The organism is Spirillospora sp. NPDC048911, from assembly GCF_043198015.1.
Classification (GTDB): Bacteria; Actinomycetota; Actinomycetes; order Streptosporangiales; family Streptosporangiaceae; genus Spirillospora.
The window spans coordinates 99,208-125,202 of record NZ_JBICUD010000017.1 but is presented as its reverse complement, the minus strand read 5'-3'; the positions used below and the strand labels follow the sequence as shown (position 1 = coordinate 125,202).

Sequence of the window (25,995 nt, the reverse complement as noted above, 5' to 3'; positions counted from 1 at the left end):
GGCGGCCAAGTCTGAGCCGACCGCGTCTGGGGCGGCCAAGTCCGAGTCGCCGGTCCTCGAGGTCGAGGGGCTGGTGAAGCACTACCCGGTGACGCAGGGCGTGCTGTTCAAGCGCGAGGTCGGCCGGGTGAAGGCCGTGGACGGCGTGGACCTCACGCTGCGCCGAGGCGAGACGCTGGGCGTCGTGGGGGAGTCGGGGTGCGGCAAGTCGACCCTGGCACGGCTCCTGCTGGCGGCGGAGAAGCCCACTTCGGGCAGCGTGCGCTTCGAGGGCCGTGACATCTACGGCCTGTCGCGCCGCGACCTGCGCAACCTGCGGCGCCGCATACAAATGGTGCTCCAGGACCCGTACTCTTCGCTCAACCCGCGCATGACGGTCGGCGACATCGTCGGCGAGCCGTTCGACATCCACCCCGAGGTCGCGCCCAAGGGCGAGCGGCGGGGACGGGTCAAGGAGCTCCTCGAGGTCGTCGGCCTCGACCCCGACCACGTCAACCGCTACCCGCACCAGTTCTCCGGGGGCCAGCGCCAGCGCGTCGGCATCGCCCGTGCCCTGGCGCTGCGGCCCGACGTGATCGTTTGCGACGAGCCCGTGTCGGCGCTCGACGTCTCCGTCCAGGCCCAGGTGATGAACCTGCTCGCCGACCTGCAGAACGAGCTCGGCCTGGCGTACGTCTTCATCGCGCACGACCTCGCCGCCGTCCGGCACATCTCCGATCGGGTGGCCGTGATGTACCTCGGCAAGGTCGTCGAAATCGGGGACGAGGAGCAGATCTACGAGCACCCGACGCATCCGTACACGCAGGCGCTGCTGTCGGCCGTCCCCGTGCCGGACCCGGACGCGCGCGGCTGGCGGGAGGAGATCACCCTGGAGGGCGAGCCGCCGTCGCCGCTCGACCCGCCATCCGGCTGCCGCTTCCGGACCCGCTGCTGGAAGGCCCAGGACGTGTGCGCCGAGGAGGAGCCCGCCCTGGTCGAACGGGACGGATCGGCCCATCCGAGCGCCTGCCACTTCGCCGAGGAGACCGTCCCCGCGTAACCGGCCGTCCCGCATGACCGGCCGTCAGCGCATGACCGTCACGTCCTGACGGTCATGCGTCCTGACGGTCATGCGTCCTGACGGCGACGGCTACGACTTGATGGCGGCCTCGATCCACTCGTTCGACAGCGGCGAGTCCAGGAGCAGGTGGCCGGCGCCGAGGATGCTCGCGTCGCGGCCCGTCCGGGACGTGACGATCTCCAGGTTGCGGGTGGCCAGCGGCAGGCAGCGTTCGTAGATGACGCCGCGGATGGTCGAGATGAGCGGCTCGGCGTTGGACATGCTGCCGCCGATGACCAGCGCGTCGGGGTTGAAGAAGTTGACGAGCGCGGTGAGCACGTCGCCGATGAGCCGCCCGGCGGTGCGGACGGCGCTGGTGGCCTGCGGGACCCCGTTGGTCACCAGGTCGACGATGTCGGCCGGATGCTCGACCGTGATGCCCTGCGCGGCGAGGGCGGCGGCGAGCGCCGCGCCGCTGGCGTGCGCCTCCAGGCAGTCGGGATGCCCGCAGGAGCAGTCGATGGTCGCCTCGGACAGGATGCGCACGTGGCTGATGTCGCCCGCCGCGCCGCGTCCGCGATGCAGGCGGCCCTCGGCGATGACACCGCAGCCGATGCCGCTGCCGAGCTTGAGCACCATGAGGTTGTCGAGCTCGGGCCAGGAGTGCCGGTGCTCACCGACCGCCATGAGGTTGGCGTCGTTCTCCACGAGCGCGGGCACGCCCGCGCGTTCGGCCACGTAGTCGCGCGCCGGGAAGTCGTTCCAGCCGGGCATGCGCGACGGCGAGACCACCTGGCCGGTCGCCGGATCGACCGGTCCGGGCAGGCCCACGCCCATGCCGCGCACCGGCAGGCCGGCCAGACCGTGGTCGCGCGCCAGGACGCGCAGGTGCTCGATGACCGCGTCGAGGGTGCTCTCGGGGCCGACGGCGATCTCGCAGGCCAGCTCCGACAACGCCAGCGGGGTGCCGGCGAGGTCGACGATGGCCAGCCGGGCGTGGTGGGCGCCGAGGTCGGCGGCGAAGAACACGCCCGCCTCGCGGGCGAGCCGCAGCCGCCGGGGCCGCCGCCCGCCGCGGGACGCGCCCGCGCCCTCCTCGGCGAACAGCCGTGCGTCGATGAGCTCCTCGACCCGGAGCGAGACGCTGGACGGGGCCAGCCCGGAGAGCCGGGCGAGGTCGGCTCGCGACTCGGCCTGGCCGGCGGCCACGAGCCGGACGAGCGCCGCCGGTCCGTCGTCTCTGATGCGCATCCCAGATGAATAGCACGAACCGACTTTGCCCAGCAATGTCTTGACTTGGTCCGATTTTGGGATCTATCTTCCTCGTTACCTTCGATTTCGAAGGAAGTTAAGGCGCCGTGGAAGGTTGGGGCGGGACCGAATGATCGAGGTACGTGGTCTGACCAAGAGGTTCGGCGACACCCATGCCCTCCGCGACATCGACCTCGATGTGGCGAAGGGCGAGGTCGTGGTCGTGATCGGCCCGTCCGGGTCCGGCAAGTCGACCCTCTGCCGCTGCCTCAACCGGCTGGAGAGCCCGACGTCGGGAGAGATCCGCGTCGACGGGCGGCCGCTTCCGGCCGAGGGCCGCGAGCTCGCCCGGCTGCGGGCCGACGTCGGCATGGTCTTCCAGTCGTTCAACCTCTTCCAGCACAAGACCGTGCTGGACAACCTGACGCTCGCCCCGATGAAGGTGCGCGGCGTGGGCCGTGCCGAGGCGGAACGCACCGCGCGCGAGCTCCTCGACCGCGTCGGCATCGGCGGGCAGGCCGCCAAGCTCCCCGCTCAGCTGTCCGGGGGACAGCAGCAGCGCGCGGCGATCGCCCGCGCCCTGGCGATGCGGCCCAAGGCGATGCTCTTCGACGAGCCCACCTCGGCGCTCGACCCCGAGATGGTCGGCGAGGTGCTGGACGTCATGACCTCGCTGGCCCGTGACGGCATGACCATGGTCGTGGTCACCCACGAGATGGGCTTCGCCCGCCAGGTCGCCGACCGGGTCGTGTTCATGGCGGACGGCGAGGTCGTCGAGACCGGCGCGCCGCGGACCTTCTTCGACTCACCCGCCACCGACCGGGCCCGGGACTTCCTGGCCAAGGTTCTCAGCCACTGACTCACGGCTGTTCCAGAAAGGTTGATGATCATGGTGCGCACCCTCCCGGGTCTGCGGCGTCCCGCTCCGGGGCGTCCCGCTCTGCGGCGTACGGCGGTGGCCGCTGTCGCCGCGCTGTCCTTCGCGGGCCTCGCGGCCTGTTCCAGCGACGACTCGTCCTCCTCCGCAGTGCCCGGAGCCCCGGGCGGCGGCGACAAGGAGGACCTCACGGCGTCCGCCCCGGTCGCGGCGAACATCCCGGCCGGCTCCACGATGGACAAGATCAAGAAGCGCGGGCAGCTCATCGTCGGCGGTTCGCTGGACGCGCCGCTGCTGTCGCAGCAGAACCCCGGCACCAAGAAGGTCGAGGGCCTGGACGCCGACTTCGGGCGGCTGCTGGCCAAGTACATCATCGGCAAGCCCGAGGTGAAGATCGTCAACTCGGCGTCCGAGACCCGCGAGGCGCTGCTGTCGAACGGGACCGTCGACGTCGTCTTCCAGACGTACAGCATCACCCCCGAGCGGGCCAAGCAGGTCGCGTTCGCCGGGCCGTACTACAGCTCCGGCCTCGTCATCGCCACAAAGAAGGGCGAGACCGGCATCCTCAAGCCCGAGGACCTCAAGGGCAAGACGGTCATCGCGGGAGCCAACACCCCGGCGATCCCGGCCATCAAGAAGGCCGCGCCCGACGCCAAGATCGTCACGTTCGGCAGTGACCCCGAGTGCGTGCAGGCGCTCAAGCAGGGGCGGGGTCAGGCCTACGTGCAGGATGAGGCGGTGCTGCTGGCGAGCGCGAAGCAGGACCCGACCATCCAGATCCAGGGCAAGCCGTTCACCAGCGACCCGTACGGCATCGGCCTCAAGCACGGCGACACGCAGATGAAGCAGTTCGTCAACGACTGGCTGAAGAGCATCGAGACGTCCGGCCTGTGGGCGAAGGTCTGGAAGAACTCGATCGGCACGGTCGTGCAGGGCGAGGCGCCGCAGCCGCCCGCCATCGGCTCGGCGCCCGGCTCCGAGTAAGGCCGCCCGAGAGATATGGACGTCATCACCCGGCATCTCGGCGAGTTCGGCGACGGGCTGCTGATCACGGTGGAGCTCACCCTGCTGTCGCTGGCGGGCGCGCTCGCGGCCGGCGTCGTCGTCGCCGCGATGCGCGTCAGCCCGGTGGGGGTGCTGCGCGCCGCGGGCACCGCCTACGTGGAGACCCTGCAGAACATCCCGCTGCTGGTGTGGCTCGTGCTGGCCGTCTTCGGCCTGCCCGAGATCGGGGTGATGGCGGGGCTCTTCACCACCGCCGCGATCGTCATCGCGCTCTACCAGGGCGCGTACATGGCGGAGGCGGTGCGGTCGGGGATCAACGCCGTGCCGGTGGGGCAGGGCGAGGCGGCCCGCGCGCTCGGCCTCACCTTCACCCAGTCGCTCCGCATGGTGATCCTGCCGCAGGCGCTGCGCACGGTGGTCCAGCCACTCGGCAACATCGCGATCATGACGATCATGAACACCGCGCTGGCGGCGGCGGTCGGCGTCGTCGAGCTGACCGCCGCGGCCAACCGGGTCAACCTGGCCGAGGCGCAGCCCATCTGGATCTTCGTGACGGCGGGCCTGCTGTACATGGCGCTGTCGGCGTGCGCCGGGCTGACCACCGGCGCCCTCGAACGGAAGCTGGCGATCCTGCGATGAGCGTCGCGAGGGTGTTGTTCGACGAGCCCGGCCCGCGCGCCCGCCGCCGGATCCGGATCGCGACCGTGCTGACCGTCCTGGCCGGGCTCGTTTTGCTCGGGCTGGCGCTAAGGCAGTTCGCCGACAACGGGCAGCTCGCGGCCGACCGCTGGCGCCCGTACGGCACCTGGCCGATGTGGCGCTATCTGCTGGACGGGCTGAAGGCGACCGCGCTCGCGGCGGTCGTGGCGATCGCGCTGTCGATGGCGGCGGGCATCGTGCTCGCGCTCGGCCGCCTGTCGCACAACCGGTGGGTGCGCCTGCCGTCCGCCGCGTACGTCGAGATCGTCCGGACGATCCCGGCCCTGCTGCTGGTGTACGTGGTGTTGTTCGCGCTGCCGAAGTACGGCCTCGACATGCCGCTGTTCTGGAAGCTCGTCGTGCCGCTGTCGGTGTCCAACGCCGCCGCGTTCGCCGAGGTCTTCCGGGCCGGCATCCAGTCGGTCGAGCGCGGCCAGCTGGAGGCGGGCCTCGCGGTCGGCCTCACCCGCGGCCGGGCCATGCGGATGATCGTGCTGCCGCAGGCGGCGCGGCGGGTGCTGCCGTCGCTGATCAGCCAGTCCGTCGGCCTGGTCAAGGACACCTCGCTCGGCTTCGTCGTCAGCTACGCCGAGCTGCTCTACAGCGGCAAGGTGCTGGCCAACTACAACCATCTGCTCATCCAGACCTACCTGGTCATCGCGCTGGTCTACCTGGTGATCAACGCGACGCTGTCGAAGGTCGCGCGCTCTCTGGAGGAACGCAATGTCCGCAACGCCGGTCGAGTACGCGGTGCTGGCCGAGGTCGTGCGCAACGGCTTCGTGGAGAGCGTGCACTACGGCAGCGTCTCGGGGCTGGCGCCTGACGGGAGCCTCGCGCACGCGCGCGGCGACGTGCACGGTACGGTGCTGCCGCGTTCCACGACCAAGCCGTTCCAGGCGCTCGCGTGCCTGACGGCGGGCGCGCCGCTCACCGGCGAACGGCTCGCGATCGCGGCGGGCAGCCACACCGGCGAGGACTTCCACGTCAAGACCGTCGCTGCGATCCTCGCCGACGCGGGGCTCGGCTTCGAGGCGCTCCAGTGCCCGGCGACGCCACCCGAGGACGGGCGCACGCGGGCGGCGCTCATCCGCGCCGGCGAGCCGGACGAGTCGCGCGAACGCATGAACTGCTCGGGCAAGCACGCCGCCATGCTCGCCGCGTGCGTCGCCAACGACTGGCCGGTGGAGACCTACCTCGACCCGAACCATCCGCTCCAGCAGGGCGTCCGCACCACGATGGCCGACGCCGCGGGCGAACGGCCCGTGCCCGTGGCCATCGACGGTTGCGGCGCCCCGCTCTTCGGGCTCACCCTGACCGGCCTGGCCCGCGCCGCGCAGTCCCTCGTCCGCGCCAAGAACGGCCCCTACCGCGCGGTGGCGGACGCGATGCGCGAGTACCCCGAGTACGTGGGCGGCACCGGCCATCAGAACACCGAGCTCATGAGGGCGTTGCCCGGCTCCGTCGTCAAGGGCGGTGCCGAAGGCGTCCTCATCGCCGCCACCGCCGAGGGCCACGCCGTCGCCGTGAAGGTCATCGACGGCAGTCCCCGCGCCACCACCGCCATCGCCCTGGGGGCCCTCGCGGCTCTCGGCGTGGACGTCCCCCCGGCCGCCGCGGAGCCGGCCGCCGTGCCCATCCTGGGCGGCGGCCGCGTGGTGGGCGAGATTCGCACGACCGAAGGGAAGTAAGTGAGCCTCACCTACGAGATCTGCATCGACAGCGTCGAGGGCGCGATGGCCGCCGAGAAGGCGGGCGCCCACCGGGTGGAGCTGTGCGCCGCGCTGTTCGACGGCGGCATCACCCCGAGCCTCGGCACGGTCCGCGCCGCCGTCGCGGCGGTCTCGTCGATCCGCGTCCACGTCATCATCCGCCCGCGCGGCGGCGACTTCATCTTCGACGCCCACGAGGCCGACGCGATGGAGCACGACGTCGCCCTCGCCCGCGAGGCGGGCGCCCACGGCGTCGTGATCGGCGCGCTGACCCCCGAAGGCGAGATCGACCGCGCGATCACCACCCGCCTCATCGAAGCCGCCGGGGGCCTCCCCATCACGTTCCACCGCGCGTTCGACATGACGGCCGACCCGTTCGCAGCCCTCGAGACCCTCATCGACCTCGGCATCGACCGCGTCCTCACCTCGGGCCAGGAGGTGAGCGTGCTCGAAGGCGCCCCGCTGATCGCCGAGCTCGTCGAACGCGCCGGCGACCGCATCGTCGTCATGCCGGGCGGCGGCGTGACCGAGCGCAACGCGGCCCGCATCGTCGCCGAGACCGGCGTCAGCGAGATCCACTTCGCCGCCCTCTCCGAGGCCGACAGTCCCGCCGTGTACCGCAACCCCCACCCGTTCATGGGCGGGGAACTGCGCCGCCCCGAATACCAGCGACTGGTCACCACCAGCGCGGGCATCACCTCGGTGATCTCGGCAATAAACTGAGCCCATGGGACGCAGGGGGCGGCGGGAGCCACGGGCGGATCGCTACACGACCGCCAACGGCGAGGCCGAGCTCCTGCGCGACGCCGACCGCGAGAACGGCTGGATCCTCTGCGTGGGCGGGGTGCCGCAGTCGTACGTCGACCTGACCGACCCCACCCACCTCGACTTCGAGTACATGCGCCTGATGGGCGACGTGATCGACCATCTGCCCCCGAAGGGCCTCGACGCCGTCCACATCGGCGGCGCGGCCTGCACCCTGCCCCGCTACATCGCCGCGACCCGCCCGGGCTCCCGCCAGGTCGTCCTCGAACCCGACGGGCCCCTCGTCGACCTCGTCCGCGAGCAGCTGCCCGTCAAGCACGTCCCCGGCCTCAAGATCCGCATCGTGGACGGCCGGTCGGGCATCGCGGCCCTGGCCGACGAGGCCGACGACCTCGCCGTTCTCGACGCGTTCTCCCAGGCCTCGATGCCGGTCGAGCTCGCCACCCAGGAGTTCACCTACGACGTGGCCCGCGTCCTGCGTCCGCACGGCGTCTACCTGATCAACGTCGCGGACGGCTTCCGCCTGCCCTTCGCCCGCCGCATGGCCGCCACCGTCCGCTCGGTCTTCCCTCACACCATCGTCCTGGCCGAGCCCGGCATCCTGCGCGGCCGCCGCTTCGGCAACCTCATCGTCGCCGCCTCCAGAACGCCCCTCCCCATCGCAGACCTCACCCGCCGCGCCGCCGGCGGCCTCGTCCAGGCCCGCCTCATCGAAGGCGCCGACCTCACCGCCTTCATGGCCGGCGCCACCCCCCTCCACGACGGCGAAGAGATCGAAGCCCCCGTCCCCCCACCCCAAGTCTTCGGCCGCCCCTGACCCCCACGCTCACGACAGGTGACGCTGGAGGGCGGTTTTCGGGGCGGTGGGGTCGCTTGTGTCGGAGGCCCAGGCTAGGTAGCCGTCTGGGCGGATCAGGGTTGTTGCTGGGAGGGCGGCGTCGAGGGTTTTGTAGCGGACCGTTCTCACGTTGTCGAGGGTGTCGTCCTCGGGGGTCAGGAGGACGAAGTCTCCTTTGTGGAAGAGGTCGTAGAGGCGTTCGGTCGTGCCGTCGGGGAGGGTGACGGTGCCTCGGGGGAGGCGGGTGCCGGCCAGGTCGTTGGAGGCGTCGGGGTAGGCGATCGAGATGCCGGAGTAGGCGCGGGCCAGGCGGTCCTGGACGGGAGGAAGGGGGGCGATGATTCTTTGTGCTACCCAGCGGAGGGCTTTGCGGCGGCGGGTTTTGGCGGTGTTGAGCTTGAACTGGCGGCCGGTCAGGGCGAGGACGGCGGCGCCTACCGGGTGGCGTTCGGCGGTGTAGGAGTCGAGGAGGGACTCGGTGGCCCGGTTCTGGAGGACGGCGGCGAGCTTCCAGCCGAGGTTGAACGAGTCCTGGACGCCGGCGTTGAGGCCCTGAGCGCCTGCGGGGGAGTGAGTGTGGGCGGCGTCGCCCGCCAGGAGAATTCTGCCTTTGCGGTAGGTGGGCGCCTGGCGGCTCTCGCTGCGGTAGCGGCCCGACCAGTACATGTCGCGGGGCTCCAGGTCGCGGCCGCAGATGCCGGTGATGCCGTCGCGGACCTCGTCGAGGGTGACCGGCTCGTCGATGGGCGTGCCCGCCTTCGCGTAGTCGTACAGCACCACCCGGCAGGAGCCGTCGCGGAACGGCAGCACCAGCAGCATGCCCCGGTCGGTCAGCTCGCCGTACGCGTCGTCCATCGGCAGGCCGTCCAGGTACACGTCGGCCAGGCTGACGGAACCGGGGTTGGGGAAGCCGGGGAAAGGGATCCCGGCGGCCTCCCGGACGGAGCTGCGGAGGCCGTCGCAGCCGACGACGTAGGAGTACCTCTGTGGAGCGGCGGAATCGAATTCCAGCTGGATGTGGTCAGCGTTCTCCTGGATTCCCGAAACTCTGTGCGACCACCGGATCTCGGCGCCGAGTTCCCGGGCGCGCGTGCCGAGGAGCTCTTCGATTCGGCTCTGTGGAATGCCCAACATGTAGGGGAAATCGGAGTCGAGCCGGCCGAAGTCGATGGCGGCGCCCTTCAGCCCGAGCGGGAAGCCGCGCAGCGGCAGGCCCGCGTCGGCGAAGCGCCCCGCGATGCCGCGCAGGTCGAGCAGCTCCATGCTGCGGGCGTGGAGTGTGATCGCCCGCGAGTCGGTGCGGGGGCCGGGCCGGCGGTCGAAGACGTCGCACGGGACCCCGGCGAGAGCGAGTTCGGCGGCCAGCGCGAGCCCCGTGGGCCCGGCGCCGACGATGGCGACCTTGTTCATGACCCGTATCTACAGCACCGCGACGGCAAATGCCCCATAATCGAGCGATGGAGTCCTCCACCCGAATTCTGATTGTCGGCATGGATTCGTCGGGGAAAATACTCCAGTTCGACCGCAACGCCGCGGCGGTTCTTGCCAAGAACCCGGATGATCTGTGCGGCGCGCCGTTCGGCGACATGATCGTCGGCGGCTCTGACGGCGCGCTGGACCGTCTCCTGGCGGCCGTGGCCGCCGGGCGCGAGACCTCGGCCATGCTCGCGATCGAGAGCTGGGAGGGCGCGACCCACGACGCCGTCATCACCGTGCATCCGATGAGCGGCGGCGATCCGGATCTGTCGGCGCTGGCCGTCATCCGCGTCCCGGTGCCGCTGGCCGACCGCTTCCTCGACCCGGCGGTGATCCGCCGCGCGCTGCTCGACGACTCGCTGCCGCGCCTCGGCGCGACGCTCGACCTCGACCAGCTGGCGCGCGGCCTCATGGACATCGTCGTCCCGCACTTCTGCACCGCGGGCGGCCTGCTCCTGCTGGAGAGCCTGGTCGACGACGACGAGCCGCCCGGCCAGACGCCGGACGGGTCGCAGATGCTGCGGCGCCTGGCGGTCTCGTGCGATGACGACGACCAGGCGTGGGACGCGGCGTTCCCGACCGGCGAGGTGCTGAGCTACCCGGCCGGCACGCCCTACGTGCAGTGCATGGAGAGCGGGCGGCCCGTCCTCACCCGGCTCGCCGACGAGGGCGCCTCCCGCATCGCCGAGGCGTGGCGCCGCCCGCCGGTCGCCGAGCTGCTCAAGGGCGCCTCGATGTTGCTGCTGCCGATCGTCGCGGACGACGTGACGCTCGGCTTCTTCGTCTGCACGCGCGGCGTCGCGCACCGCCCGTTCGACGCGTACGACATCGACATCGGCATGGAGTTCGCCTCGCGCGCCGCGCGGTTCATCGAGAGCGCGCGCCGGTACGGGCGCGAGCGCGCGACGGCGCTCACGCTCCAGCGCAGCATGCTGCCGACGGACCTGTCGGCGCCGGCGACGGTCGAGGTGCACCACCGCTACCTGCCCGGCGGCCGGCTGATCGAGGTCGGCGGCGACTGGTACGAGTCGATCGCGCTGCCGGGCGGCCGGGTGGTCCTGGTCGTCGGCGACGTCGCCGGGCACGGTGTGAAGGCGGCCGTGACGATGGGACGGCTGCGCACCGCGATCCACACCCTGGCTGGGCTCGACCTGCCGCCCGCCGAGGCGCTGGAGCGGCTCGACCTGCTGATGCGGACCCTCGGCGAGCGCGAGCCGCACTTCGCCACCTGCGCCTACGTGGTGTACGACGCCGTCACCGGGCGCTGCGAGGCCGCCAGCGCCGGGCACCTGCCCCCGCTCCTGGTGCTGCCCGACGGCGACGCGATGTTCCTCGACGTGCCGCCCGCGCCGCCGCTGGGCGTGGGCGGCGAGACCCCGATCGTCAGCCGCGAGTTCACCGTCGACGACGGCGCCATGCTCGTGCTCTACACCGACGGCCTGGTGGAGAACCGCTCGCGCGACATCGACGACGGGCTCGCCCGGCTGCGCCACACGTTCTCCGGCGCCGTCGCCCGGCCGCTGGAGGAGCTGTGCCAGGCGGCGCTCGACGGCGTGTACGACGACCAGCACCGCGACGACATCGCGATGCTCGTGGCGCGGCTGCGCCGCATCCCGGCCGACGACCACGTCGCCTGGGACCTGCCCGCCGATCCCGCCGTGGCGCGCCGCGCCCGCGGGCTGATCCGCGACCGGCTCGACCGCTGGGGGCTGAGCGAGCTGTCCGACTCCGCCGAGCTGCTGGCCTCCGAGCTGGTGACCAACGCGATCCAGCACGCGGACGGGCAGATCACCCTGCGGCTCGTCCGCGAGGAGGGGCTCGTCGTGGAGGTCTTCGACGGCACCGACGGCCGCCCGCGGATCCGGCGGTGCGAGGACGGCCTGACCGCCGAGTCCGGGCGCGGCCTGCACGTGGTCGGCCGCCTGGCGCGCCGCTGGGGCGTCCGCCGGACCGCCAGGGGCAAGGCCGTCTGGTGCGAGCTCGAACGCCTCTGACGGGGCGACCGGTCAGCGCAGCACCGAGATGTGCACGTGGTCGAAGTGGTTCTGCGTGATGCTGCCCCGGTTCTCCATCTTGCGCCAGCCGGGGAACCTGATGTTCCAGATGTGCTGTTTCCAGATCACGTAGGAGATGCCGAGGCGCCGCGCGTTGCTGATCGCGTACTGGGCGACCTGGTCGCCGTGCTTCTGCGCGGCGGCGCTCGGCATGCGGCCCGTGGTGGTCTCCATGAAGTCGCAGGCGCGGCCGAGCGCGTGGTCCTGCGGGTCGCCGGTGCCGCGGAAGCAGCCGATGACGGGGAACGCGCCGTACATGCCGTCGAGCTCGGTCACCACCTTGCTCATCGTCGGCGTCATCATGTTGCCGGTGATGGTCGACCGGTTGCCGGTGACGCCGTCGGGCCGGCCGGTCACCTGCGGCTGCCGCCGCAGCCCGGCGGGCACGACCGGCGACCGCTGCGCCGCGATCGTGGCGATCCTCGTACCGCGCGGCAGGACGCGCTTGAGCGCCTTCGTCAGCTTCTTGCGGTCGGCCTTGGGCGCGCTGATCACCAGCCCGTTGCCGTCGGGCATGCCCAGGGTGCGCGCCTGCGTCCTGGACACCACCGCGTCGACGTCGGGGATGCCCATCGAGGCGTACGCGGAGATCCGCACCTGCCCGGGCCTGGCGGTGCTGCCCGCCTGGACGACGCCGCCGAGGGGCATCGTGCCCTCCCGGCTCAGCGCGAACGAGACGGCCAGGCCGCCGGTCGCGACGGTGCGCCAGAGCTGGTCGGACTCGGCGGACTGCTTGGGCGCGAACGCGCGGAACGCGGACGGGTCGACGCCCAGCAGGCCGACCCGGCGCCCGCCGACCTGGGCGCGGGCCGCGTCGACGACCGTGACCCCGGCGACGCCCTTGACGCGCCGGGCGCGCTCCACCACCGCGGGCGGCAGCGAGCCGGATCCGGCGATCAGCAGGCTGGGTTCGAGCCGCCGGGTGAGCGGCATGACGGCCGGGGCGCCCATGGCCTCGCCCGACACCGAGACGAGCTTGCCGGGGTCGGCCTTGGCGGGCCCGTCCGGCTCGTCCCGCCGGTCCATGACGATGACGGTGGTGTCGCCGATCAGGGTGCCGAGCAGGACGGTGCCGATGACCACGGGCAGCACCCGGCCGCCGGGCAGCGCGCGGCGCTCCCTCGTCCTGCCCCTGATCCGCACCTGGCCGCCGTCCCCTCCTGGCCCGCCTCCCGGAGGCGGGCGCCTCCGATCTTCCCTGCCGCGAAAATATTAGACAGGAGTGGAACAACTGGCCACCCGGCGGAAGTTCCCGCCCGTCAGTCCCACCAGAACGACCAGTGCGTCTTGCCGCGGATCTCTTCGGCGTAGCCGGCGAGCGTGCCGGGGCCCTGGAAGAGGATGTCGGGGCAGAACGCCCAGTGCTCGGCGGCGACGTGCAGGGCGTGGCGGGCGCTGACGGGCGGCGAGGCGACGCTGAGGTCCAGGGTGTTGAAGCCCATCGCGACGACGCGGGCGCCGAAGCGGTCCTCCCAGCCGCGGACCACGGCGGCGAGCGGCGCCGTCCACTCGTTGTGGTTGAGCGCGCCCTGCCAGCCCATGGCGGCGAGGACGTCGGCGCTGCGCTCGACCGCGACGAGGCCGAGCGACAGGCCCCGGGGGGCGAGGGCGCGGGCGTGGCGGTCGGCCACCGCGCCCGGATCGTCCAGTGACGCGCCGCGCTGCGCCGGGCCGGGGCACTGGCCGCCGAACGGCGCCAGGTCGTCGTGGTCCTCCTCGGCGGTCTGCTCGGCCCAGTCGGCCCAGACCTCGGACATGAACGCGGCGGGGACGTAGTTGTCGACGTCGCTCACCGGCTCGGGGGCGATCTGCCCCGCCGCCCACGGCTGGTCGGTCTCGTCCAGCAGCACGGGCCAGAGCCCGGACCGGGGGTGCTCGGCGCGCAGCCGCGTCCACAGCTCGCCCGTGACCGGCTCGTCGCTCAGCCAGAACGCCGGGCGCATGAGGATCTGACGTTGCGGGTAGCCGGGGTCCGGCCAGACCACGTCGCCCGCGGGCAGCGCCACGTCCAGCTCCCGCTCGACCTGATCGTCGGCGAACAGCTGGGGCAGGCTGCCCGGCAGGGACCGCCGGAGCTCAAGGTCGTCCATTTCACGCCGTTCCGGTACACATCAGTGCCAACAGGGATCTTGGCACTCCGGAGATGTTAACGGCGCAGAGCCCGCCCAGGGGACGAGCCGCCGGGTTCGGTCGCGGGGATCAGTTGATCGCCGGGCCGCGGCGCACCATCGGCCGGGCGGGCAGGAGCATCGCGGCGGCGCCGGGGCCGGTCACGAGCAGGAGGATCGCCGCGACGGTCAGCGGCGGCACGGCGGGCAGCGGCAGGCCGGTGACCGCGACGGCGAACGCGAGCAGCGTGACTCCGGCGATCAGCGTTCCGACGGCCACGCCGGTGCCGAGCATGATGGCCGCCTCCAGCCGGAGCATCCGCAGGACCTGGCGGCGGGTCGCGCCCACCAGGCGCAGCAGGGCGAGCTCGCGGCGCCGGGAGGCGGTCGCGAGCGCCAGCGTCGTCACCAGCCCGATGACGATGAACCCGGCGATGGCGAGCACCACCACGTAGCTCATGAAGCCCTGCATCCGGAGCTCCTCGGACTGCCGCGAGCCGAAGGCGTCCTTGGTGACGGCGGCGGCTCCGGCGTAGCGGGCGAGGGCGGGACGCAGATCCGCGTCGCCTCGGACGAGGATGTGGTCGTCCAGAGCCGACGTGGTGTGCGCGGCGATCGTGGCGTGGGGGAGGAGCACGTCCCCGAAGCCCATGCCGCGCTCGTAGATCGCCACGACGCGCGCCTTGACCGGGGTGCCGTCGCCGAGCCAGAGCTGCTGCTCCTGGCCCAGGCGGACGCCCTCGGCGGCGCTCTCGCTGAGCGCGACCGTGCCGGGGCGGCGGAGGCCGGCGAGGGAGCCCTTCGTCACGCCGGGGTCCATCGTCTCCCCGATCCCCTCGGGGCTGACGCCCTTGGCGGAGAGCGAGCGCAGGTTCCGTTCGGCGAGCTCCCGGACGTTCATCACGACGGTGGTCTGCCTGACGGCGGTCGCCGCCCGCACGCCCGGTGTGCCCCGTACGGCATCGAGAACCCCGGCGGGCAGGCCCGGACCGGCGGAGACGACCACCTGGTCCGCGCGCGTCCCCTCGGCCGTCTGCACCTCCGTCGCGCGGACGGACGTCGACTGCGCGAAGAGCTGGACCCCGGCGAACGCGACAGCCAGCGCGACCGGCGTGATGACCGAGCCGAGCCGCAGCGCCGCGGCGCCCACGTTGATGTCGGCCAGCCGCCCGGCCACGGGCGACGCGGCGCGCAGGACCCCGCCGAACAGGCGGCCGCCGCGCTGCGCGATCAGCGGGCTGAGGAACGCGGTCGCCACGATCAGCGTGATCACCAGCCCGCCGATCGACGCGGCGGCCGTCGAGCCGCTCGCCATCGTCGAGACGCCGAGCGCGTTCACGCCGAGCACGAGGAACACCACCCCCGTGACGACCCGCCAGCGAGGCAGGGACTCGGGCTCGACGGCGGCCTCGCCGAGCGCCTCGACCGGCCGGATGCGGGTCGCGCGGAGCGAGGCGAAGAACGCCGAGACCGTCGCCGCGATCAGGCTGACGAGGAGCGCGGCCAGGACGGGCAGCGGGCTCAGCGACAACTCGAAGCCCTCCGGCAGCACGTCCTTGGCCCTCATGGCCCCGTGCATCGCCGCGCCGAGCGCCAGCGCGAGCAGCCCGCCGAGCACCCCGGCGGGGAGGGCGATCCGGAGCGTCTCCCGCATGATCATTCCGCGGACCCGCCAGGGCGTCGCGCCGACGGCGCGCAGCAGGGCGAACTCGCGGGCGCGCTCCCGGACCGACAGGGCGATCAGGCCCCCGAGCACCACCAGCGCCGTCATCACTGAAAGGGCGGCGAACGAGGCGGACATCTCGATCATGTCGGGACGGGCGGCCCGCACGGCCAGGTTCTCCGCGTCCCCACGCTCGTCACCCGTCTTCACCACCAGGCCCGGGGCGGCCTTCTTCAGCGCGGCGGTGTCCACCCGGCCTCCGGCGATCACCGCCAGCGCGTCCGCCTGTCCCGGGTGGCCGCTCAGCGTCGCCGCCGCCTGCGGCGCGAAGAACGCGCCGGGCCGGTCGCCCGCCTTCATCAGCCCGGTGACCCGGAACGGCTGGGGCGCACCGGTCAGCTGGAGGGCCACCACTCCACCGGCAACCACGCGCGCCCGGGCCGACGTGGTGGTGTCGAGCACGACCTCATCCGGCGCCTGCGGGGCACGGCCGGCCGCGAGCCTGGACGAGCCGAGGGCCGCCGAGTCCCAGCCATGGCCCGTGACCGGCACGCCCGGCCCGGCCACAACGGGGAACGACACGTCCGCGATGACCGCCCGCACGCCCGGAACGGCCCGCAGGCGTTCGGCGGCCGCGAGCGGGACGCGGGCGCGTTCGGTCACGGGCCGCGTCTGCGTCTCCGGGTCGGATCCGACCCGCTTCTGCTCGACGGAGACCGACTGCCCGGCGGTGACGACCGCCGTGGCCGCCTCGTACCGGTCCACCGGCGCGTGCGCCCGCAGCGCGGACTCCAGCAGCACGCCGCACGCGCCGACCAGCGCGGCGGCGAAGACCAGCGCGACGAACACGCCCGCGAGGGCGCCCTTCGGGGGTTTCACAGGACCTCCCAGCGGGTCATCACGGCGGCCGGGGTGGGGTCGGCGAGCTCGTCCACGATCTGGCCGTCGCGCAGGAAGAGGACCGAGTCGGCCCACGCGGCCGCCATCGGGTCGTGGGTCACCAGCACCACCGTCTGCCCGGTCTGGTCGGCCGCCTCGCGCAGCAGGGCCAGCACGTCACGCGCCGTCCGAGGGTCGAGGGCGCCTGTGGGCTCGTCCGCGAAGACGACCTCGGGCCTGGTGATGAGGGCCCGCGCGACGGCCGCCCGCTGCTGCTGCCCGCCGGAGAGTTCGGACGGGCGGTGCCGGAGCCGGTCCGCGAGGCCGACGCGCCCCACCACCTCGGCCAGCCAGCGCGGGTCGGCCTGGGCGCCGCCGAGGTGCAGCGGGAGCGTGATGTTCTGCTCGACGTCCATGGACGGGATCAGGTTGAACGACTGGAACACGAACCCGATCCGCTCACGCCGCAGCCGGGTCCGCTTGGCCTCGCTGAGCCGCCCGATGTCGGTGCCGCCGATCAGGACGGAGCCCGAGGTCGGGCGGTCCAGGCCGGACGCGCAGTGCAGGAACGTGCTCTTGCCCGAGCCGGAGGGCCCCATGACGGCCGTGAAGCCGCCGCGCGGGAACGCCCGGGTGACCCCGCGCAGCGCCGTCACCGCGCCGTACGACCGGGTGACCGCCTCCAGGCGCACCGCGTCCGCCGCGTCACCTGTTTCACGTCCCCACTGATCGCCCGGCGCACGGGCCTCCGCCTCGGCCGTCAATGTCGTCGTCATGATCTCCCTCGCTCTCCGGCGCTCTCTCACCTGGACGAACGTAGGTTCAGGCGGGGTGCGGGCACATGGGCTCGGACCCCCGAATCAGGGGTGTAGCCAGCTACACCACGGACCGGGGAGCAGAGGTCGTTCCGGCGGGCGCGCGCCGTCGCCTAACGTGATCGGCGTGAGAGCGGCTGAGCACATGAGAACGGGACTGAGAGTGCGTGCGGCACTGAGACGCAGCGGCGACGCCACCACCTTCCTGGCCGGCGGCCTGCGCACCGTGGCGCCCGCGCTCCTGGGCGCCTGCCTTCTCCCGCTCGTGGCGTTCCTGTCGATCCTGATGATCGCGATTCCCTGGCTGCCGGAGGCCGCCCGGCCGCTGCGGGCCCTGACCAACGCCGAACGGCGCAGGGTGGCCGGGGTGCTGGGCCGCGAGATCCCCGAGCCCTACGCGCCGCCGCGCGGCACGTCGTTCGTGCAGGGGTTCGCGTTGCTGCGCTCGGCCTCCACCTGGCGTGACCTGCTGTGGATGGTCCTGCACGGCTATCTCGGCCTGCTCATGGCGGTGCTGGCGATCGGGCTGTGGCCGTCGATCCTGTTCTCGCTGTCCCTGCCGTTCTGGTGGTGGGCGGCGCCGGCGGGCTCGCAGTCGGCGTACATCGTCCTGGACAGCTGGCCCAAGGCGCTGACCATGCCGTTCGTGCAGGCAGGCGTCAACATCGTGCTCCTGTGGTGGGTAGTGCCGCGCTTCGTGCGGTGGCAGGCGTGGCTCGCCGGCAAGCTGCTCGCGCCGACGCGCGGGGTCAGCCTCGCCGAACGGGTCGAGCAGCTGACCGAGACGCGGGCGGAGGCGCTGGAGGCCCACGGCGCCGAGCTGCGCCGCATCGAACGCGACCTGCACGACGGCACGCAGGCCCAGCTGGTCTCGGTCGCGCTGCGGCTCGGCCTCGCCGACCGGCGGTTCGACGCCGATCCGCAGGCCGCCCGCACGCTGTTCCTGGAGGCCCGGGAGGGGATCGAGGACGCGCTCACCCAGCTGCGCACCGTCATCCGCGGCATCTACCCGCCGATCCTGTCCGACCGCGGCCTGCCCGGCGCGATCCGCGCGCTCGCCGCCGCGCAGCACATCCCGGTCACCGTGGAGATCGAGCTGGAGGTCGGCGGAGTGGAACGCCGCGTCCCGGCGGCGGTGGAGGCGGCCGCCTACTTCGTCGTCGCCGAGGCGCTGACCAACATCGCCAAACACAGCGGCGCCGCCGCCGCGCAGGTGCGGCTGCGCAGGGACGGCGACCGGCTGCGGATCATCGTGCGGGACGATGGGAAGGGCGGCGCGGACCCGGCCCGCGGCAGCGGGCTCGCCGGGATCCGCCGCCGGGTCGCCGCGCTGGACGGCGCCACCCGTGTCGACAGCCCCGTCGGCGCGGGAACGACACTCGAGGTGGAGCTGCCGTGCGGATCGTGATCGCGGAGGACAACGCCCTGCTGCGGGAGGGGATGGTCCTGCTGCTGACGAGCGACGGCCACGAGGTCGTCGCGGTCGCCGACACCGGTCCGGAGATCGTCCCGGCGCTGCTGGAGCACCGGCCCGACGTGGCGGTGCTCGACGTGCGGCTCCCGCCGGGCTTCCGCGACGAGGGCCTGCGGGCCGCGATCGAGGCGCGCAAGGCCCTGCCCGACCTGCCGGTGCTGGTCCTCTCCCAGTACGTGGAGGAGACGTACGCCACCGAGCTCCTGGCGGGCGGTGCCCAGGGCATCGGTTATCTCCTCAAAGACAGGGTCAGCCGCGTCGAGGAGTTCCTGGACGCGCTGCAACGCGTCGCCGCGGGCGGCACCGCACTGGACCCGGAGGTGGTCTCGCAGCTCATGACACGCCGTTCACCACTCCAGGCACTCACCCCGCGCGAACGGGAAGTGCTCGCGCTCATGGCCCAAGGCCACGACAACGCCACCATCGCCACGACGCTCGTCATCACCGAACGGTCCGTCAGCAAGCACATCGGCAGCATCTTCGTGAAGCTCGGCCTGCCGCCCAGCGACAGCGGCCACCGCCGCGTCCTCGCCGTCCTGGCCTACCTGAACGCCTGAAATCGCTGTGACGCCGCCGCCACCTGTGGAAAGGTGAGGCGACATGTCTGAATGGCGAACTTTCGAGAAGCGCACCGGTGCCGTGGTGCGGTGCTGGCAGATCCGCCGCGAGGGGATCCGCTGCCATATGGCATGGGGCGTGTCGGGCGGTGTCGCCCGCGGGTCGAGCATGACCCTGGACGACGAGGCCCACGCCGAACGCCACTTCAAACGGAAGATCAGCGAGAAGCGCCGCCAGGGGTACGTCGAGGTCGCCGATGACGCGCTGCGCCGGCCGCCGAGGGCGCCGGAGCCCGCGCCGGACGCCAAGCTCCTCGACGTGATGCGCGAGCAGGCGGAGAGGAAACGCCCCGGCTCCTGGGAGGAGGCGTGGGCCGGCCACGAGCCCGTACCCGGCCATGAGGGCGCCTACGTCAAGCACTTCCCCTTCCCGGGCGGCGGGGGGCCGTTCCGCCAATATCTCGTCCTCGTCGACGACGGGCGCAAGGGCGTGCAGTTCGTCGTCAAGGACCGGGGATACGACGCCGAAGCGGTCTCGGCGTTCCTGGGCTTCGTGACGCCCCGCTGGCACCTGCTGTTCGGCGGGACGCCGCACCACAAGGTCCGGCTCGACGTCCCGGTCGGCCCGTTCAGCCATGTGCTGTTCTGCGGCCCCTCGCTGTGCGCCGGCCGCGACCGGGGAGGCCGGATCGGGGAGGTCTCCCCGATCCACGACTGCGAGATCGCCGATGCCGACAACGAGACGTTCGTCGAGGCCCGCATGAGGGGCCGGTCGAGGGAGACGATCCCCTCCACCACCTGGGACCGGGAGCCGTTCCCGGTGATCGACCTGCGCTACGACCTGCAGAGCACGGTCGGGACGTTCGAGACCCTCCGCCGTACGGCGCTGCGCCAGAAGAAGTTCAAGACCGGCACCCGGGAGCTGCTGGAGCGCATCCTGCCGATGCTGATCGAGTCGACTCCGGAGAGCTTCGTCGAGGTGCGGTCGTTCCGCGGCGACGTCATGGCGGTGACCCGCCGGGACCTCACCCCCGACACCCTCCCGGCCATCGACAGGTTCGTGCGCGGGCTCGACTGAGGCGCTCCTGTCCGACATGTTCCGGCCGGGGCTCCGGGCTCGTTCACCCCGGCCTCTCGACGCGGCCCGCACGATCAAGGACAGTGGTCATCGCGCGGAGATCATCCAGGCTCACACCCCCAGTAAGGAGCCGCTCATGAAATCCCTCCTGCGCGCGGGAGCGCTCGTCGCGCCCGCGCTGATGGCGCTGACCCTGATACCGGGATCGGCCACCGCCCGCTCCATTCCCGCCTACCTCGACCGGGCCGCGCCGACGCCCGCGCGGGTGGCCGACCTCGTCAGGCGCATGACCGTCGAGGAGAAGGTCGGCCAGACGGCCCAGCCCGCCGTCGTCACGATCCAGGGCGACTGCAACTGGTCCGGCGGGCAGCTCAACACCACCTGCATGAAGAAGATGTTCGCCGGCCAGCACGTGGGCCAGATGCTCTCGGGCGGCGGCCAGGCGCCCGCGCAGAACACGCCCCGCGCGTGGGCCGAGATGGTCAACACGATCCAGAAGTACGCGCTCGACAACCAGCGCCTGCGCATCCCGCTCCTGTACGGCGTGGACGCGGTGCACGGCCACAACAACGTCATCGGCGCCACCAAGTTCCCGCAGCAGCTCGGCGTGGGCGCCACCTGGAACCCGGCCACCTCGCAGGCGATGGGGCAGGCCACCTCCAAGGCGGTCAAGGCCACCGGCCCGAACTGGAACTTCGCGCCCGTCCAGGACATCGCGCGCGACACCCGCTGGGGCCGCTACTACGAGACCTACTCCGAGGACCCGATCCTGGCCGGGGCGCTCGGCGCCGCGTTCGTCAAGGGCTCGCAGCAGGACCGCCGGGTCGCCGCGACGGTCAAGCACTTCGCCGGCTACTCCGAGCCGTTCAACGGCCATGACCGGGCCAACTCCCACCTCGACATGCGCTACTTCCAGGACACCTTCCTGCCGTCCTACAAGGCCGCCGTGGACGCGGGCGCGCAGACCGTCATGGTCAACTCCGGCGCGGTCAACGGCGTCCCGGCCCACGCCAGCCACTATCTGCTCACCGACCTGCTCCGCCGCCAGTGGGGCTTCAAGGGCGTCGTCGTCAGCGACTGGGACGACGTGCAGGCGCTCCAGAAGGCCCACAAGGTGGCGGCCGACTACGCCGACGCCGCCGGCATCGCGATGAACGCGGGCGTCGACGTGGCGATGCTGCCGCCGGGCGCCGTCGACGGCTACATCGACGGCCTCGTGGCGCAGGTCAAGAGCGGCAAGGTCTCCCGCAAGCGCCTGGACGAGGCCGTCGGGCGCATCCTCACGCTGAAGTTCCAGCTCGGCCTCTTCGACAACCCCTACGTCGACCCCGCCAAGGCCGACGCCGCCGTGCTGGGCGCCGACAAGCCGCTCGCGGTGAAGGCCGCCACCGAGTCGATGACGCTGCTCAAGAACGACGGGAACGCGCTGCCGCTGCCCACCGGTGACAAGGTCGTCGTCACCGGCTCCGGGGCGGACTCGGTGCCGATCCAGAACGGCGGCTGGACCATCGGCTGGCAGGGCATTCCGGACGGCGTCGATGACCCCGGCGTCACCGTCTGGGAGGGCGTCAAGGTGCTCGCCGGTGACAAGGCCGAGCTCGTCAAGGATGCCGACGACGCAGTGAGCAAGACCAAGGACGCCGACGGCGCCATCGTCGTCGTGGGCGAGAAGCCCGGCGCCGAGGGCGTGGCCGACAACGAGACCCCCGAGCTCGCCGCCGACCAGCAGGACCTCGTCGACCGCCTCCAGGCCACCGGCAAGAAGGTCACGGTCGTGGTCCTCGCGAGCCGTCCCCTCGTGCTCGGCAAGGCCGCCGACGCCAAGCAGCTCCTGATGGCCTGGCTGCCGGGCAGCGAGGCCGGCACCGCGGTCGCCGACGTGCTCTACGGCCGCGCCAACCCCGGCGGCCGGCTCCCGGTGTCGTGGCCCAAGTCAGTCGGCGACCAGCCGATGTACTACCAGCAGCTGCCGGGCACCAACAGCGGCCCCAGCTCCGCCTACGACCCGCTGTTCCCCTTCGGGCACGGCCTGTCCTATACCACGTTCGCCGTCAAGAGCCTCGCTCTGGCCAGCGGTTCGGTCTCCAAGCGCGGCTCGGTGAAGCTCACCCTCCAGGTGAGCAACACCGGCGGCCGTGACGGTGACTTCGTCGTCCCGGTCTACGCGTCGCAGCCGTACAGCCGCGTCCAGGTGCCGCCGAAGCGGCTGGCCACGTTCACCCGGGTGCCCCTCAAGGTCGGCGAGACCCGCTCGGTCACCCTCACCTTCCCGATGTCCAATCTCGCCGTGACCCCGGGCGACATCAACGGGGCCGGAACCCCGTCCGCCCAGTCCGGCGCCTACCAGATCACCGCCGGCGACCAGACCGCCGGCCTCACCGTCCGCTAGCCCGCCACTGGTCCGGGCCGTTCGCCGGTCCGCCGCCGATCCGGATCCGGCGCGCCGTCCCGCACGGGGCGGCGCGCCGGGCATTCCCGGATCAGCAACTCCCTGACCTGGTCGAGGGACAGCCGGTCGGCGGGATTGCGGCGGAGCAGGCCGGTGAGGGCGGGTTCGAGGGGGCCGGCGCGCAGCGGGCGGGCGGGGCGCCGCGTCGCGATGGCGACGCAGACGGCCCCGGCGCAGTCGCCGGAGAAGGGCGGGCGGCCCTCGACCGCCGCGAACAGGGTCGCGCCCAGCGACCACAGGTCGGACTCGGCCGTGCCCGGCAGCCCGCCGACCTGCTCGGGGGCGAGGAAGGCGGGGGTACCGACGAGCGGCCCCGGCCTCGTCAAGACGACCTCACCGCTCGCGGCGGCCATCCCGAAGTCGGTCAGCACCGCCCGGTCGTCGCCGTCGAGCATCACGTTGGCCGGTTTGATCCCGCGATGGGTCACGCCCATCAGATGCGCGGCCCCGAGGGCGCCGAGGAGCTGCAGCCCGATGCCGGCGACCCGCTCCGGCGGCAGCGGCCCGCCCGTCCTGAGGAGCGCCTCCAGGGAGCAGCCGCGCAGCAGCTCCATGACGATCCACGGCCGCCCGTCCTCACCGGTGATCCGGTCGTGGACACGGACGATGCCGGGATGCGCCAGCCGCGCGGCGGCGCCCGCCTCCCGGTCCAGCCGCGCCGGCCAGCCCGCGTCGGGCCGCGCCGGCGGCCGGACCTGCTTGGCGGCGACCTCCCGGTCCAGCCGCTCGTCGCGGGCGCGCCAGACGGCGCCCGTCCCGCCCTCCCCCAGCAGTGCGAGCAGCCGGTACCGCCCGGCCAGCATCCGCCCGAGATCGCCACCCACACTCGGCAACCTAGCTCACGAAGATGAAGGGCACGTGCTACGCAGACACCCGTGTTCTTCAGAGGCAGTTCTGGAGAAGACACCCGGCGCGCTTGGCCACGGCCAGCATCAGCCGCTGGTCGGTGCCGCTGATGCGGTGGGGCTCGCCATAGTGCAGCGACAGCACCCCCAGCGGCCGTCCGCCCTTGTCCAGCATGGGCATCGACTGCACCGCGAGCGCCCCCGCCTCGAGCATCACCTCACGACCCTCGGTCCCGGCGAAGACCCGGCTCGTGGCGACATCGTCGATCATGGTCGGCACGCCGGTGAGGAGGGCCCGGCCGCAGGCGCTGGAGCGGTCGCGGACCACGTCGAAGTGGGTGAGGAACGGGTCGTGGAAGCCGCGCTGCGCCACGATCCGCAGCCCCTCCACGGAGGCGTCCATCAGCTGGACGTTGCCCATGACGGCCGAACTGTGCCGCAACGCGGTGTCGAGCGCGTCGTCGAGCATGGACGCGTCGTCGGCGCGGTAATCGCTGCCGGCGCTGAAGAATCGAGGCCGAAGCTGATGTCCGTTCATCGCGGGAGCCTCCACACCGTTCCACTCGCCTCTGGCACCAGAGTAGATGCGTTTGGCAGGCTGCGAGACATGGACGTGCATGCATGGCCGGGCCGGGAGCTCAGCGACGAGGAACTGGACGTCGCCTACAACGTGCGGCGGAAGGCGGGGGAGGAGCTCTTCGGGGAGCTCATGGCCCGGTACCGGGCCGAGTCGGCCAAGGCCGTCGAGGGACTGCCGGGGTCGCCGGGCGTCCGCTACGACGAGGCGAGCGGTGAGCTGCTCGACGTGTGGGGGACGGGCGGCGCGCCGCGGCCGGTGTTCGTGTTCGTCCACGGCGGTTACTGGAAGGCGCTGTCGCGGGCGGAGTCGGCGTTCATGGCGCGGATGCTGCACGAGAGGGGCGTCGCGACCGTGGTGCCGGACTACACGCTGGCGCCGGAGGCGACCCTGGAGGAGATCGTCCGGCAGGTGCGGGCGTCGGTCGCCTGGATCTGGCGGCACGGGCGCGAGCACGGGCTGGACCCGGACCGGATCGTCGTCGGCGGGAGCTCGGCGGGCGGCCACCTGACCGGGATGACCATGGTGGACGGCTGGCAGGGGGAACTCGGGCTGCCGGTGGACGTGGTCAAGGCCGCGATGCCGTTCAGCGGGCTGTTCGACCTGCGGCCGCTGACGCGGGTGTACGTGAACGAGTGGCTCGGGCTGGACGTGGAGCGGGCGGCGGCGCTGAGCCCCGGGCTCGTGGCCGGAGCACGGCGCTGCCCGGCGGTGATCGCGGTCGCGGCGGAGGACGGGACGGGTTTCGTCGAGCAGTCCCGGCGGTTCCAGGCGCAGTGGGGCGGTGAGCTGCTGGTCGTTCCGGAGCGGAACCACTTCGACATCGTGCTCGACCTCGGCGACCCTGACACGCTGGTGAGCCGGAAGCTGCTCGCGCTGATTCAGTCGATCTGAGTGGTGAGTTCGGCCGCCTGAACGCGGAGGTGCTCCAGCATCAGGCGCGCCGACGGCGTGAGCGGGCGCCGGTCGGGCAGGGTGACGCCCACCTGGCGGCGGACGGGTTCGAGGGGGACGGGCAGGGGCGCCAGCTCGCCGTCGGTGCGGGCGACCAGCTCGGGCATGGCGGCGATCATGTCGGCGTCGCGGACCAGCGTGCGGACCGTGAGGATCGACGTGCACTCGACCAGGTTGGACGGCAGCGCCAATCCCTCGCCCCGGAAGATCTGCTCCAGCTCCCGGCGCAGCGCGGTCTGTTCGAGCGGCAGCACCCAGGGGTAGTCGAGCAGGTCCCGGAGCGTGAGGCCCGGCCGGGACCGGGCGGGATGGTCACGGCGCGCGACCAGGAGCACCGGCTCGGCGTACAGGGTCAGCTGGCGCAGGCCGTGCAGGTCGTCGATCGGGTTGAGGCGGCCGAGGATCAGGTCGATCTCGCCCTCCAGCAGCCGCGGGACCTGCGCGTCGAACGTGGCCTCCTGGACGATCACCGTGATCCCCGGCCGGGCCTTCTTGAGGGTCGCGATCGCGCGCGGCAGCAGGACGTTGGAGCCGGCGAGCAGCGTGCCGATCGTGACCGTGCCGACCTGCCCGTCGGCCAGGCCCGAGATGCGCTCGCCCGCCCGGCGCAGCTCCGCCAGGACGGCGCGGGCGTGCTCGATGAACGCCTCGCCGAAGAGGGTCGGCGTCATGCCGCGCGGCCCCCGGGTGAACAACTCGACGCCGAGCACGTGCTCGACCTCGCGGAGGCTACGGGTGACGGCCGGCTGGGCCAGCCGCAGGTGCTCGGCGGCCCGCAGCACGCTGCCCTCGTCGGCCACGGCGACGACCAGGACCAGGTGCCGGAGCTTCAGCCGCCCGTTGAGCAGGTCGATCGTGCGCATACCCCTGACTATAGGGTCC

The 25,995-nt window shown here is 72.5% G+C and carries 23 protein-coding genes; 14 read left to right on the top strand and 9 right to left on the bottom strand.

Annotated features, from left to right (window positions below):
- The first annotated feature begins 70 nt into the window (after nt 1-70).
- Nucleotides 71-1,039, top strand: coding sequence for an ABC transporter ATP-binding protein (locus ACGFNU_RS48650; protein ID WP_392603638.1), 969 nt, complete (start codon nt 71-73; stop codon nt 1,037-1,039).
- A gap of 90 nt (nt 1,040-1,129) precedes the next feature.
- Here ACGFNU_RS48650 and ACGFNU_RS48645 read toward each other — a convergent pair whose 3' ends face one another.
- Nucleotides 1,130-2,290 carry an ROK family protein gene (locus tag ACGFNU_RS48645; RefSeq protein ID WP_392603572.1) on the bottom strand — a complete coding sequence of 387 codons (1,161 nt, stop codon included), beginning with the start codon at nt 2,288-2,290 and terminating at the stop codon, nt 1,130-1,132.
- A 130-nt stretch (nt 2,291-2,420) separates the two neighbouring features.
- On the opposite strand from ACGFNU_RS48645, the gene ACGFNU_RS48640 reads away from it, so the two are divergent.
- Genes ACGFNU_RS48640 through ACGFNU_RS48610 form a run of 7 tightly spaced genes read left to right on the top strand, consistent with a single transcriptional unit; the run spans nt 2,421 to nt 8,163 of the window.
- Nucleotides 2,421-3,149 carry an amino acid ABC transporter ATP-binding protein gene (locus tag ACGFNU_RS48640; RefSeq protein WP_392603571.1) on the top strand — a complete coding sequence of 243 codons (729 nt, stop codon included), beginning with the start codon at nt 2,421-2,423 and terminating at the stop codon, nt 3,147-3,149.
- A 30-nt stretch (nt 3,150-3,179) separates the two neighbouring features.
- The gene (locus tag ACGFNU_RS48635; RefSeq protein WP_392603570.1) at nt 3,180-4,151 is read left to right on the top strand and encodes a glutamate ABC transporter substrate-binding protein; all 972 of its coding nucleotides are present in this window, start codon (nt 3,180-3,182) and stop codon (nt 4,149-4,151) included.
- Between the two features lie 15 nt (nt 4,152-4,166).
- Entirely contained in the window at nt 4,167-4,811 is a 645-nt protein-coding gene (locus ACGFNU_RS48630; protein WP_392603569.1) for an amino acid ABC transporter permease, read from the top strand.
- Nucleotides 4,808-5,695 carry an amino acid ABC transporter permease gene (locus ACGFNU_RS48625; protein WP_392603568.1) on the top strand — a complete coding sequence of 296 codons (888 nt, stop codon included), beginning with the start codon at nt 4,808-4,810 and terminating at the stop codon, nt 5,693-5,695. Before ACGFNU_RS48630 ends, ACGFNU_RS48625 begins: the two co-directional genes overlap by 4 nt.
- A complete protein-coding gene (locus tag ACGFNU_RS48620; RefSeq protein ID WP_392603567.1) occupies nt 5,595-6,560 on the top strand; it encodes an asparaginase in 966 nt (321 codons plus the stop codon). The genes ACGFNU_RS48625 and ACGFNU_RS48620 overlap by 101 nt, the downstream gene beginning before the upstream one ends.
- Nucleotides 6,561-7,304 carry a copper homeostasis protein CutC gene (locus ACGFNU_RS48615; protein WP_392603566.1) on the top strand — a complete coding sequence of 248 codons (744 nt, stop codon included), beginning with the start codon at nt 6,561-6,563 and terminating at the stop codon, nt 7,302-7,304.
- A gap of 4 nt (nt 7,305-7,308) precedes the next feature.
- On the top strand, nt 7,309-8,163 hold the full coding sequence (locus ACGFNU_RS48610) for a spermidine synthase (protein WP_392603565.1): 855 nt from the start codon (nt 7,309-7,311) through the stop codon (nt 8,161-8,163).
- 9 nt (nt 8,164-8,172) lie between these two features.
- Here ACGFNU_RS48610 and ACGFNU_RS48605 read toward each other — a convergent pair whose 3' ends face one another.
- Entirely contained in the window at nt 8,173-9,594 is a 1,422-nt protein-coding gene (locus ACGFNU_RS48605; protein WP_392603564.1) for an FAD-dependent monooxygenase, read from the bottom strand.
- 80 nt (nt 9,595-9,674) lie between these two features.
- Here ACGFNU_RS48605 and ACGFNU_RS48600 point away from each other — a divergent pair, with 80 nt between their 5' ends.
- Nucleotides 9,675-11,654 (top strand): SpoIIE family protein phosphatase, encoded by a 1,980-nt coding sequence (locus tag ACGFNU_RS48600; RefSeq protein ID WP_392603563.1) that lies wholly within the window; start codon nt 9,675-9,677, stop codon nt 11,652-11,654.
- A gap of 12 nt (nt 11,655-11,666) precedes the next feature.
- On the opposite strand, the gene ACGFNU_RS48595 is transcribed toward ACGFNU_RS48600, so the two are convergent.
- The 4 genes from ACGFNU_RS48595 to ACGFNU_RS48580 all read right to left on the bottom strand — a co-directional run bounded on the left by ACGFNU_RS48595 (nt 11,667) and on the right by ACGFNU_RS48580 (nt 17,140).
- Nucleotides 11,667-12,857 carry a hypothetical protein gene (locus ACGFNU_RS48595; protein ID WP_392603562.1) on the bottom strand — a complete coding sequence of 397 codons (1,191 nt, stop codon included), beginning with the start codon at nt 12,855-12,857 and terminating at the stop codon, nt 11,667-11,669.
- 116 nt (nt 12,858-12,973) lie between these two features.
- On the bottom strand, nt 12,974-13,804 hold the full coding sequence (locus ACGFNU_RS48590) for a DUF4253 domain-containing protein (protein ID WP_392603561.1): 831 nt from the start codon (nt 13,802-13,804) through the stop codon (nt 12,974-12,976).
- A 109-nt stretch (nt 13,805-13,913) separates the two neighbouring features.
- The gene (locus tag ACGFNU_RS48585) at nt 13,914-16,364 is read right to left on the bottom strand and encodes an FtsX-like permease family protein (RefSeq protein ID WP_392603560.1); all 2,451 of its coding nucleotides are present in this window, start codon (nt 16,362-16,364) and stop codon (nt 13,914-13,916) included.
- The gene (locus tag ACGFNU_RS48580) at nt 16,361-17,140 is read right to left on the bottom strand and encodes an ABC transporter ATP-binding protein (RefSeq protein ID WP_392603559.1); all 780 of its coding nucleotides are present in this window, start codon (nt 17,138-17,140) and stop codon (nt 16,361-16,363) included. The genes ACGFNU_RS48585 and ACGFNU_RS48580 overlap by 4 nt, the downstream gene beginning before the upstream one ends.
- 202 nt (nt 17,141-17,342) lie before the next feature.
- On the opposite strand from ACGFNU_RS48580, the gene ACGFNU_RS48575 reads away from it, so the two are divergent.
- The 4 genes from ACGFNU_RS48575 (at nt 17,343) to ACGFNU_RS48560 (ending at nt 22,677) form a co-directional block, all read left to right on the top strand.
- Nucleotides 17,343-18,587: a sensor histidine kinase gene (locus ACGFNU_RS48575; RefSeq protein WP_392603558.1), complete on the top strand. Its 1,245-nt coding sequence runs from the start codon at nt 17,343-17,345 to the stop codon at nt 18,585-18,587.
- On the top strand, nt 18,575-19,210 hold the full coding sequence (locus ACGFNU_RS48570; protein ID WP_392603557.1) for a response regulator: 636 nt from the start codon (nt 18,575-18,577) through the stop codon (nt 19,208-19,210). The genes ACGFNU_RS48575 and ACGFNU_RS48570 overlap by 13 nt, the downstream gene beginning before the upstream one ends.
- 43 nt (nt 19,211-19,253) lie before the next feature.
- Entirely contained in the window at nt 19,254-20,288 is a 1,035-nt protein-coding gene (locus ACGFNU_RS48565; RefSeq protein WP_392603556.1) for a WGR domain-containing protein, read from the top strand.
- Between the two features lie 136 nt (nt 20,289-20,424).
- A complete protein-coding gene (locus tag ACGFNU_RS48560) occupies nt 20,425-22,677 on the top strand; it encodes a glycoside hydrolase family 3 N-terminal domain-containing protein (protein WP_392603555.1) in 2,253 nt (750 codons plus the stop codon).
- Here ACGFNU_RS48560 and ACGFNU_RS48555 read toward each other — a convergent pair.
- Nucleotides 22,674-23,561 (bottom strand): serine/threonine-protein kinase, encoded by an 888-nt coding sequence (locus ACGFNU_RS48555; RefSeq protein ID WP_392603554.1) that lies wholly within the window; start codon nt 23,559-23,561, stop codon nt 22,674-22,676. The genes ACGFNU_RS48560 and ACGFNU_RS48555 overlap by 4 nt on opposite strands.
- 58 nt (nt 23,562-23,619) lie before the next feature.
- Complete coding sequence (locus ACGFNU_RS48550) at nt 23,620-24,120, bottom strand: GAF domain-containing protein (RefSeq protein WP_392603553.1); 501 nt, start codon at nt 24,118-24,120, stop codon at nt 23,620-23,622.
- Nucleotides 24,121-24,189: 69 nt separating this feature from the next.
- On the opposite strand from ACGFNU_RS48550, the gene ACGFNU_RS48545 reads away from it, so the two are divergent.
- Complete coding sequence (locus ACGFNU_RS48545; RefSeq protein ID WP_392603552.1) at nt 24,190-25,053, top strand: alpha/beta hydrolase; 864 nt, start codon at nt 24,190-24,192, stop codon at nt 25,051-25,053.
- Here ACGFNU_RS48545 and ACGFNU_RS48540 read toward each other — a convergent pair.
- Entirely contained in the window at nt 25,041-25,976 is a 936-nt protein-coding gene (locus ACGFNU_RS48540) for a LysR substrate-binding domain-containing protein (protein WP_392603551.1), read from the bottom strand. The genes ACGFNU_RS48545 and ACGFNU_RS48540 overlap by 13 nt on opposite strands.
- Nucleotides 25,977-25,995: the final 19 nt, after the last annotated feature.